Origin of the sequence: Nonomuraea rhizosphaerae (assembly GCF_019396405.1) — a bacterium.
Taxonomy (GTDB): Bacteria; Actinomycetota; Actinomycetes; order Streptosporangiales; family Streptosporangiaceae; genus Nonomuraea; species Nonomuraea rhizosphaerae.
Genome location: NZ_JAHKRL010000167.1, coordinates 18,506 through 28,072, shown reverse-complemented (window position 1 = coordinate 28,072; position 9,567 = coordinate 18,506). Strand labels below are relative to the sequence as shown.

Sequence of the window (9,567 nt, the reverse complement as noted above, 5' to 3'; positions counted from 1 at the left end):
CCACATGATCGCTGGATCCACGCCATCAGGTCAGTGTCTCAACCACCACACAGAACTGGCGTTGAGCGAGTCACCCGGAATCATCCGGCCGAGATGACCCGCTTAACACCAGCCACCTAGACGGCCTCCTGGGGAAGGGCCTGGTCGGCGGGCTTCGGCGGGCGGGTGACCAGCGGCAGCACGATGGCCACCAGCGCCATCACGCCGATCACCGTGAACGCCGTCGTGTAGTTGTCGCCCGAGATCAGCGCGGCGGCCAGCAGCGGCCCGACGATCCCGCCGACGCTCCACGCGACGATCATCAGGCCGTAGATGGCCCCGGCGTTGCGCAGCCCGAAGAAGTCGCCCGCCGTGGCGGGCATGGCCCCGAACCCGCCGCCGTAGCAGAGGTAGACGACCGCCGAGAGGATCGCGAACAGGGCCACCGACGAGGCGTGCCCGAGCAGCAGGAAGCAGACGCCCTGCGCGCCGAGCATCGCGGCGAAGGCGAACATCCGCCCCGTCCGCTCCGAGATCCAGCCCCAGAAGATCCGCCCGCCGCCGTTGAACAGCCCCATGACGCCGGTCAGCGTCGCCGCCGCGGCGGCGGTGTACCCGGCGACGGACGTGGCGGCCGAGCTGATCACCGAGATCAGCGCGATGCCGGCCGTCACGTTCAGGCACAGGATGGCGGCCAGCAGGTACCACTGGGGTGTGCGCAGCGCCTCACCTTGTGTGTACTCGCGCCCGCTGGCGGCGATCCGCCCGGTCGCGGCGACCTGGTAGCCGGCCGGCGGGTTGCGGAAGAAGAACGACCCGACCAGCGTCATGACCAGGTACGCGACGCCGAGCGTGATGAACGCCCTGGTCGGCACCACAGGGTTGGCCTCGACCAGCCGCTGCGCCATCGGCGAGGTGACGACGGCGCCGAAGCCGAAGCCGCCCACCGCGATCCCGGTGATCAGGCCGCGTTTGTCGGGGAACCACTTCTGCAGCATGGCGATCGGCACGATGTAGCCCAGGCCGAGCCCGAAGCCGGCGATGACCCCGTACCCGAGGATGAGCAGCCAGAGCTGGGAGTGGCCGGTGGCGAGCCCGGCCAGCAGGATGCCGATCGAGTACAGGACGCCGCCGGACATGGCGACCGGGCGCGGGCCGCGCACGTCCTGGACGCGGCCGCCGATGTACGTGCCCAGGAAGATCATCCCGATCGTCACCGAGAACGGCAGCGCGGCCTCGGCCTTGGTCAGGTCGAAGTCGCTGGCCTGGGCCTGGAGCGCCTTGGAGAACACGCTCCAGGCGTAGACGGCGCCGAGCGCGAGCTGGAACAGGACCGCCGCGCACGCGAGTAACCAGCGGTTCATTCGACTGTCACCACCGCGTTGTAGTCGGGGATGCCCGCCACCGGCGAGCGCTTGTTCCGGTCGACGAGGACCTCGCCCTCCGGCCAGTGCACCTGGAGGTTCCCGGGCGTGACGGGGGCGCGCACGACGTGTCCCGTCATCGAGCCGCTGTCGCTGCGCAGCGTCACCGGGTCGCCGTCCTTGAGCCCGAGCCGGTCGGCGTCGAGCGGGTTCATCAGCACGGCCTCGCGGGTCGCGCCGGTGAGGGAGTCGCGCTTCTCGTACACCATGGAGTTGAACTGCTTGCCCCTGCGCGTGGTGACGACGAACGAGCCGTCGGGGCGGCGCAGCGGCGGCACCTCGACGACGGAGAAGCGCGCCAGGCCGTCGGGGGTGGGGAACTTCCAGCCCGCGCACAGGTACGGGCCGCCGTACTGGAACTGGTCGCCCTTGTCCTTGAGGTTCTCGATGCCGGCGTACGTGGGTACGGCGCGGGCGATGTCCTCGCGGATCTGCGGCGTGCCGGTGTACAGGATCTGTCCGGCGATCTCGGGCCGCGCCCGGGCGGCCAGCTCGGTGGTGATCTTCCACTCCGGCCACGCCTCGGGCACGCGCGGCCCGGGGATCTCCGGCGAGAAGATGATCCGCCGCTCGGTCGAGGTCGAGGTGATCCCGCCGATCATCTCGTACCGCGTCTGGGCGGGCAGCAGCAGCACCGCGTCACCCGGGTCCACGAGCATCTGGCTGGACAGGCAGATGTCGATGTGCACCCGCAGCGGGATCGCGGCCATCGCCTTGCGGCAGAAGTCCGGGTCGGGCAGGACCTCCAGGAAGTTGCCGCCGCTGGAGATCAGCACGTCCAGGTCGCCCTCCAGCATCTGCGGCGCGGTGCGGCCGGGTGTGGAGGGCACCTCGAAGCCCCACAGTTCGGCGAACTTCGCGGCGTTGTCCGGGGTGACGGGCAGGCCGCCGGGCAGCGCCGTGCTGTAGGCGCCCATCTCGGCGCCGCCCTGGACCCCGCTGTGGCCGCGGATCGGCATCAGGCCGCTCTTCTCACGTCCCACGAAGCCCTTGCTGAGCCCGAGGTTGATGATCGAGCGGACGTTGTCCTCGCCGAACTCGTGCTGCGTGATGCCCATCGACCACACCAGCACGGCGGTCCTCGCCCTGCCGAGCATCTCCGCCAGCTCGCGCATGTCGGCCTCGGACGCGCCGGAGAGCGCGCTCAGCTCCTCGAACGAGCGCTCGGCCAGGGACGCGGCCAGCTCCGGGTACCCGGCGGTGTGGGAGTCCACGAACTCGTGGTCCACCCAGTTGTCGTCGATCATCGCCTTCATCACGCCGCTCAGGAACGCGATGTCGCCGCCCACGTTCACCAGGAAGAACCGGTCGGTGATCTTCGTGCCGAAGACGGCGCTCTCCACGTTCGAGGGCACCCAGTACTTCTCCATGCCGGGCTCGCGGTAGGTGTTGATCACCGCGACCTTCGTGCCCTCCTTCTTGGCGTGGTAGAGGTACTTCATCGCGACCGGCTGGTTGTTGGCCACGTTCGAGCCGATGAAGACGATCAGGTCGCTGCCGATCCAGTCCGTGTACGAGCAGGTCGTGGCGGCCACGCCGAGCGAGCCCTTGAGCGCCACGGTCGAGGGCGAGTGGCAGATGCGCGCGGCGTTGTCGATCGCGTTGCCGCCCAGCGCCCGCACCGCCTTCTGCGCGGCGAAGTAGTTCTCGTTCGGTTCGCCGCGGCTCGTCATGTACAGGCCGAATCGTTCCGGCCCGGCCTGGCGCAGCCGTTCGGCGGCCAGGTTCAGCGCCTCGTCCCAGCCGATCCGCCGGAACCCGGCGTCGCCGCTCTCGCGCAGCAGCGGGTACGGCAGCCGGCCGAGGTCCCGCAGCTCGGCGCTGCTCTTCCCGGTCAGCTGTGAGACGTCTGACAACATGGCGGCATCCAGTGGCGGCATCGTGTTCAGCCGCAGCAGCCGCAGCCGGATGTTGCACAGGTGGACCTCGTCCAGCGTCCAGTCACGCACGCCGGAGGTGCCGAGCGCGCACCCGTCGCAGGCGCCGTCGCGCAGGATCCGCAGGGCGTAGCGCCTCTGACCCCGGTTCTCGCGGACGGCCTTCCAGATCTCGAGGTAGTTGTTGGGCTTCTGCTCGCCGAGCCCGAACGGCTTCAGGCCGGCCCAGTTCTTCGGATCGAGTCCCATGACTCCGACTCCTTGCTCTTTGTCGGAACGTAGATCGGGAGTTTCCACCCGTCAAGGTCGGCACTAAGCTCCGGCGACGTGGAGTACCTGGTCGGGGTCGTCGTCGTGACCGTGCTCGTGGGCGTGCCCGCGATCGTCCTGTGGCGGCTGCTGCGCGGCCGGCGCGAGCTGGGCACCGGCCCGGCCGAGCGGGCGACGTTCGAGACCCTGCACACCGCCTCGATGGCCGGGCCGCCGCTGCGCGCCGGGCTCACCGAGGAGGGCGCGCAGAAGGCGTCGCGGCACCTGCGCGCGCTGCTCAGCTCGTCCGCGCTGGCGATCACCGACGGCGAGCGGCTGCTCGTCTACGACGGCGACGGCGAGCACCACGCCGCGCAGGCTTTCCAGCACGCCGCCGCCACGCTCAAGGACGGCCGCACCCAGGTGCTGGCCATCGAGTGCGAACTGCTCGAATGCCCCATCAGGCACGCCGTGGTCGTGCCGCTCAGCACCGACGACCGGGTCGTCGGCTCCCTGGCCGCCTACGGGCCGAACGCCTCCGCCGGCCTGGTCAAGGCCGCCCAGGAGGTGGCCGGCTGGGTGGACTCCCAGCTGGAGCTGGCCGAGCTGGACCGCTCCCGCACCCGGCTGATGGAGGCCGAGGTGCGGGCGCTGCGGGCGCAGATCTCGCCGCACTTCATCTACAACTCGCTCACCACGATCGCCTCGTTCGTCCGCACCGACCCCGAACGGGCGCGCGAGCTGCTGCTGGAGTTCGCCGACTTCACCCGCTACTCCTTCCGCAGGCACGGCGAGTTCACCACGCTGGCCGAGGAGCTGCGCTCGATCGACCGCTACCTGATCCTGGAACGCGCCCGCTTCGGCGACCAGCTCCAGGTCACGCTGCGCATCGCGCCCGAGGTGCTGCCCGTCGCGGTGCCGTTCCTGTGCCTGCAGCCGCTGGTCGAGAACGCCGTGCGCCACGGACTGGAGAGCAAGAACGGCGTCGGCCGCATCACGATCGTGGCCGAGGACGCCGGCGCCGAGTGCCGCATCAACGTCGAGGACGACGGCCTCGGCATGGACCCCGACCGGCTGCGCCGCATCCTGGCCGGCGAGATCGCCCCCGCCGGCGGGGTGGGCCTGGCCAACGTGGACGAGCGGCTGCGCCAGGTGTACGGCGACGAGTACGGCCTGGTCGTCGAGACCGGCGAGGGGGCGGGCACCAAGGTCAACATCCGGCTGCCGAAGTACCACCCCGGCGTCTCGGCCCGCTGACCTGTGAGCGGCCCGCTGACCTGTGACCGGCTCGTGACGGCCTTGACTCCTCCGGCTTGCTTCAATCACTCTCAACGGGAGGAGATGGTACGTGAGCGGGCTACGCGTTCTCGCGGTGGATGACGAGCTTCCAGCCCTGGAGGACCTGTCGTACCTGCTGCGGGCCGACCCCCGCATCGGCGAGGTGGCCACCGCCAGGGACGGGGCCGCGGCGCTGCGGCTGCTGGACCGCGCCATCGCCGACGGCAGGCCGATCGACGCGGTGTTCCTCGACATCAGGATGCGCGGCCTCGACGGGGTGGTGCTGGGGCGGCTGCTGTCGCAGTTCGCCAACCCGCCCAGGGTCGTGTTCGTCACCGCGTACGAGGAGCACGCGGTCGACGCCTTCGAGATCAAGGCCGAGGACTACCTGCTCAAGCCGGTCCGGCCGGAACGCCTCGCCGAGGCGATCAGGCGGGTCGCGGTCTCGGCCGACGTGCCGTTCGAGACAGGGGACGCCGACACGATCCCGGTCGAGCTGGGCGGGGTGACCAGGTTCGTCTCCAGCGCGGACGTCGTGTACGTCGAGGCGCACGGCGACTACGCCCGCCTGCACACCGCCACGGGCAGCCACCTGGTGCGCATCCCGCTGGCCACGCTGGAGGAGCGCTGGGCCTCGGCCGGGTTCGTCCGGGTGCACCGCAGCCACCTGGTCGCGGTCAAGCACATCGAGGAGCTGCACATCGACTCGGGCAAGTGCACGGTGCGGGTGGGGGAGACCGAGATCCCGGTCAGCCGCCGCCACACCCGCGAGCTGCGCGACCTGCTGGTGCGTCGCGCGAGGAGAGGACGGCCCGAATGAGCCCCGAGCCACGGCCCGCCCGCCGGGCGCCGCTGGGCCGCCACGACACGCCCCGCCGCGTCACCGTGACGAGCCCGAGGACCGCCGCCGCGCGCCGCCCCCGCTACCCCGCCACCCGCGAGATCGACGAGCAGACGCACCTCGGCGAGGTGTACATGCGATCGCTGCTGCGCACCCAGTTCCGGCTGGCGATGTTCGTCTGCACGGTGCTGGCCTGCGTGGTGTGCGGGCTGCCGCTGCTGTTCCTGGCCATCCCCGAGCTGCGCGAATGGGACCTGCTGGGCGTGCCGCTGCCGTGGGCGGTGCTGGCCGGGCTGATCTACCCGGCCTTCGTCCTGGGGGCCTGGCTGTACGTGCGGCAGGCCGAGCGCAACGAGCGCCACTTCGCCGACCTGGTCGAACGTCCATGACCCTGACGGCGATCGTGATCGTCGTGGTGGCGGCGGTGCTCATCGGAGCGTTCGGCATCCGCTTCTCCTCCACCTCCGACTTCTACGTCGCCTCCCGGACCGTCAGCCCGCTGTGGAACGCCTCGGCGATCGGCGGCGAGTACCTGTCGGCGGCCTCGTTCCTGGGCGTGGCGGGGCTGATCCTGTCGTTCGGCGCCGACATGCTGTGGCTGCCGGTCGGCTGGACCGGCGGCTACCTCGTGCTGCTCGTCCTGGTGTCGGCGCCGTTGCGCCGGTCGGGGGCGTACACGCTGCCGGACTTCGCCGAGGCCCGCCTGGAGTCGATGCCGGTGCGCCGCACGGCCAGCGTGCTCGTGGTGCTCATCGGGTGGCTGTACCTGATGCCGCAGTTCCAGAGCGCCGGGCTGGTGCTGCGGACCGTCACCGGGGCGCCGGTGTGGGCCGGCGGTCTGCTGGTGGCCGTCGTGGTCGCGGTGAACGTCCTGTCGGGCGGGATGCGCTCGATCACGTTCGTGCAGGCCTTCCAGTACTGGCTCAAGCTGACGGCGCTGGCCGTGCCGGTGGTCTTCCTGCTGATGGCCTGGCACGCCGACGGGGCGCCCGCGGTGAGCGCGGCCGACGCGGCCACCTGGCAGGTGCCGCTGGCCGGGGGCAAGGAGTACGGCCTGTACTCGACGTACTCGCTGATCCTGGCCACCTTCCTGGGCACGATGGGCCTGCCGCACGTGCTCGTCCGCTTCTACACCAACCCCGACGGGCGGGCCGCGCGCCGCACCACGCTCGTGGTGCTGTCGCTGCTGGGCGCCTTCTACCTGCTGCCCGCCCTGTACGGCTGGCTCGGCCGGATGTACGCGCCCGACCTGGTGCGCACCGACGCCGTGGTGCTGACGCTGCCGGGCCGGATGATCGGCGGCACCCTCGGCGACGTGCTGACGGCGCTGGTCACGGCGGGCGCGTTCGCGGCGTTCCTGTCCACCTCCTCCGGGCTGACCGTGTCGGTGGCCGGGGTGATCGCCCAGGACCTGCTGAAGGGCGGGGTCAGCTCGTTCAGGGCGGCGACGCTCATGGCGGTCGCGGTGCCGCTGGCCCTGGCGCTGTGGGCGCGGGCGCTGCCGGTGGCCGACGTGGTCGGGCTGGCGTTCGCGGTGGCGGCCTCGTCGTTCTGCCCGCTGCTGGTGCTCGGCATCTGGTGGCGCCGGCTCAGCACCACGGGGGCGCTGGCCGGGCTGTTCGTGGGCGGCGGGCTGGCCTGTTCGGCGGTGCTGGCCACGATCATCGCCGGCCCGTACGACGGCCCCGCGGGCGCGCTGCTGGCCCAGCCGGCGGCGTGGACGGTGCCGGTGGCGTTCGCGGTGATGGTGTCGGTGTCGTTCCTGACGCCGGACCGGGTGCCCGCGGGCGTGGCCAGGACCATGGTGCGGCTGCACACCCCGGAGAACCTGGACCTCGACCGCGGCGACTGGCGCTCGCGCTCCTCCGACGGCTCCTAGAGTCCCCCGCCGGGTCTGCCGGGGGCCTCTAGCGCTTGCGCCGCCGCGACCGGCCGGAGTCGCCCTGGAGCAGCGCCTTCGCCAGGGCCGCGGTGTCGAGCTCCTCGTCCCACTCCTCGACGCCGGGCTCGACGGCCACGCTGCGCCGCTCGGGACGCTCGGCCCTGATCGTGCCGTCCGGCGCCACGCTTACCGGCGCGTGACCCGCCTGCCGCAGCAGGCGCAGCGTCTCGGCCGGGCCGGCCGCGCTGAGCGCGACCGTCGGCGCGATCTGCCGCAGCGCCAGCTTGCGCAGCGCCTTCGTCCCGCACAGCTCGGTGATCAGCGCCGGGTCCTCGGAGGTCAGCACGGACGGCGCGGTGGTGACGCGGACGGCGCCGTGCCTGCGGGCGACGTCCTTGACGAGGTAGCCGAGCGGCTGCGGCACGGCCTTGTCCGAGACGCGGGCCAGCTCCTGGAGCAGGCCCTCGGCCGTCGTGCCCGCGTCCAGCGCCCTTCGCACGCTCCGGTCGGAGAAGCGCCACACGCTCGCCCGGTCGCGGGACTCCAGGTCGGCGCAGCCGTTCAGGAACGCGGTCAGCTCCGGGGCGGGCAGCCCCGCCACGATCGCGGTCAGGTCGTTCTGCAGCGTGACGGTAGCCGACGTTGCCGGGAAAAGTCCGGACACGTCGTCGCCGTCGAGCAGCGCCCGGCCGAGCGCGGTCAGCGCGCCGTCCTGGACGATCCCCAGCCACTCGCCCTCACGCAGGGCGGCGGCCACGAACGCGTCCGCCGCCGGCGCGTACTCGCGGGTGGCCCGCGTCCGCCAGTCCACCGCCGGGCGTAACCCCTCCGCGCCGGCCCCCCGCCCGGCCGGCAGGGTGCGCAGCACCCGCAGGACCGCCTGCCGGATGTCGCCCGCCCCGCACTCGAGCTGGTACGGCGGCGCCTGCGGCGTCAGGTGCTCCTCGCAGCACCCCAGGACCCGGTGCGTGGCCGCGTGCGGCAGCTCCCGCCACACGCCGGCCAGCGTCCGCCACCGGGCGGCGGGCGGCCCGGCCAGCCACGCGTCGGCCACGGTGGTGGCCATGAGCCGCTCACCCAGCTCGGAGACGATCAGGCCGGCGCCGAACGCCACGTCGAGCCAGAGCACCACCTGCGGCTCCGGCAGCCCGAGCGCCTTGGCCAGCCGCCTCAGCTCGCGCACGCCCACCCCGCCCGACCTCAGCTCGGTGACGGGCTCCGTCGCCGCCAGCTCGACCAGCGCCGCGACCCGGTCGACGGCCTCCAGCGCGGCGGCCACCCCGTCGGCCTCGCCACACACCACGCTGGGCACCTCGGGCTGCCCGGTCAGCTCCGGCCTCCAGCCCTCGCCGCGCAGCGCCAGGCCGGCCTCCTCGGGCAGCTCGTACTCCCAGCCGTCCTGGATCACCAGCCCGGCCTTGACCAGCCGCTCGACGGGGTGGCCGCCGCGACCGGCGCCGTACCAGCCGTCGTGCTGAAAGACCGGCTGCCCGGCCGCCATCGTCTCCAGCAGCGCGAGGGCCCGCTGCGGCAGCCTGGCCGCCGCCCCGCGGACGACGGCGCCGTCGCTCAGCAGCGTCTCGGCCTGCGTCAGCACGTCGGCCTTGCGCCCGCGCGGCTCCCCGCCCAACGCCTTGACGACGGCCTTCAGCTCCTCGGCGGTCAGGCTTCTCTCGAACGCGCGCAGCGGCCTGCCGAGCCCGAACGGGTTGGCCCACAGCCCCTCCGGGTACGGCGAAACGACGTCGTCCCCGTCGAGGGTCACCAGCCCCCACTCGGCCAGCGTCTCCAGCACATCGCCGAGCCGTCCCTCGGGATCGCGCAGCAGCCCGGCCAGCCGGGCGCGGGTCGCCTCGCCGCCCAGCTTCTGCAGCGCCTGGCTGACGACGTGGCAGTCGGCGTCCAGGCCGAGCAGCGCGGGCACCGCGAACTCGGGCGTCGCCAGCAGCCGATCGAGAACGGCCAGGGAGGGGGCGGCGGCCAGCTCCGGCCGGTTGCGCAGGAGACGAGCCAGATCAGCTTCCGTATGGGCCACCT

7 protein-coding genes are annotated in these 9,567 nt (G+C 72.4%); 4 read left to right on the top strand and 3 right to left on the bottom strand.

The window, feature by feature from the left end; all coding sequences use genetic code 11:
- Positions 1-116: 116 nt before the first annotated feature.
- Positions 117-1,343, bottom strand: coding sequence for an L-lactate MFS transporter (locus KME77_RS08305; protein WP_219463625.1), 1,227 nt, complete (start codon positions 1,341-1,343; stop codon positions 117-119).
- Positions 1,340-3,529, bottom strand: a complete 2,190-nt coding sequence (locus tag KME77_RS08300; RefSeq protein WP_219463623.1) for an FdhF/YdeP family oxidoreductase — start codon at positions 3,527-3,529, stop codon at positions 1,340-1,342. The genes KME77_RS08305 and KME77_RS08300 overlap by 4 nt, the downstream gene beginning before the upstream one ends.
- A 78-nt stretch (positions 3,530-3,607) precedes the next feature.
- On the opposite strand from KME77_RS08300, the gene KME77_RS08295 reads away from it, so the two are divergent.
- The 4 genes from KME77_RS08295 (at position 3,608) to KME77_RS08280 (ending at position 7,527) form a co-directional block, all read left to right on the top strand.
- The gene (locus KME77_RS08295) at positions 3,608-4,786 is read left to right on the top strand and encodes a sensor histidine kinase (protein ID WP_219463622.1); all 1,179 of its coding nucleotides are present in this window, start codon (positions 3,608-3,610) and stop codon (positions 4,784-4,786) included.
- A gap of 91 nt (positions 4,787-4,877) precedes the next feature.
- Positions 4,878-5,627 (top strand): LytR/AlgR family response regulator transcription factor, encoded by a 750-nt coding sequence (locus tag KME77_RS08290; RefSeq protein ID WP_219463612.1) that lies wholly within the window; start codon positions 4,878-4,880, stop codon positions 5,625-5,627.
- Complete coding sequence (locus tag KME77_RS08285; protein ID WP_219463611.1) at positions 5,624-6,037, top strand: hypothetical protein; 414 nt, start codon at positions 5,624-5,626, stop codon at positions 6,035-6,037. The genes KME77_RS08290 and KME77_RS08285 overlap by 4 nt, the downstream gene beginning before the upstream one ends.
- Complete coding sequence (locus KME77_RS08280; protein ID WP_219463609.1) at positions 6,034-7,527, top strand: sodium/solute symporter; 1,494 nt, start codon at positions 6,034-6,036, stop codon at positions 7,525-7,527. The genes KME77_RS08285 and KME77_RS08280 overlap by 4 nt, the downstream gene beginning before the upstream one ends.
- A 28-nt stretch (positions 7,528-7,555) precedes the next feature.
- Here KME77_RS08280 and KME77_RS30225 read toward each other — a convergent pair whose 3' ends face one another.
- Positions 7,556-9,565: a helicase-associated domain-containing protein gene (locus KME77_RS30225; protein WP_219463608.1), complete on the bottom strand. Its 2,010-nt coding sequence runs from the start codon at positions 9,563-9,565 to the stop codon at positions 7,556-7,558.
- Positions 9,566-9,567: the final 2 nt, after the last annotated feature.

What these genes read in the sequence shown, in the direction of transcription:
- KME77_RS08285 (WP_219463611.1), top strand. Translation starts at nt 5,624, where the DNA reads ATGAGCCCCGAGCCACGGCCCGCCCGCCGGGCGCCGCTGGGCCGCCAC.
- KME77_RS08300 (WP_219463623.1), bottom strand. Translation starts at nt 3,529, where the DNA reads ATGGGACTCGATCCGAAGAACTGGGCCGGCCTGAAGCCGTTCGGGCTC.
- KME77_RS08305 (WP_219463625.1), bottom strand. Translation starts at nt 1,343, where the DNA reads ATGAACCGCTGGTTACTCGCGTGCGCGGCGGTCCTGTTCCAGCTCGCG.
- KME77_RS08280 (WP_219463609.1), top strand. Translation starts at nt 6,034, where the DNA reads ATGACCCTGACGGCGATCGTGATCGTCGTGGTGGCGGCGGTGCTCATC.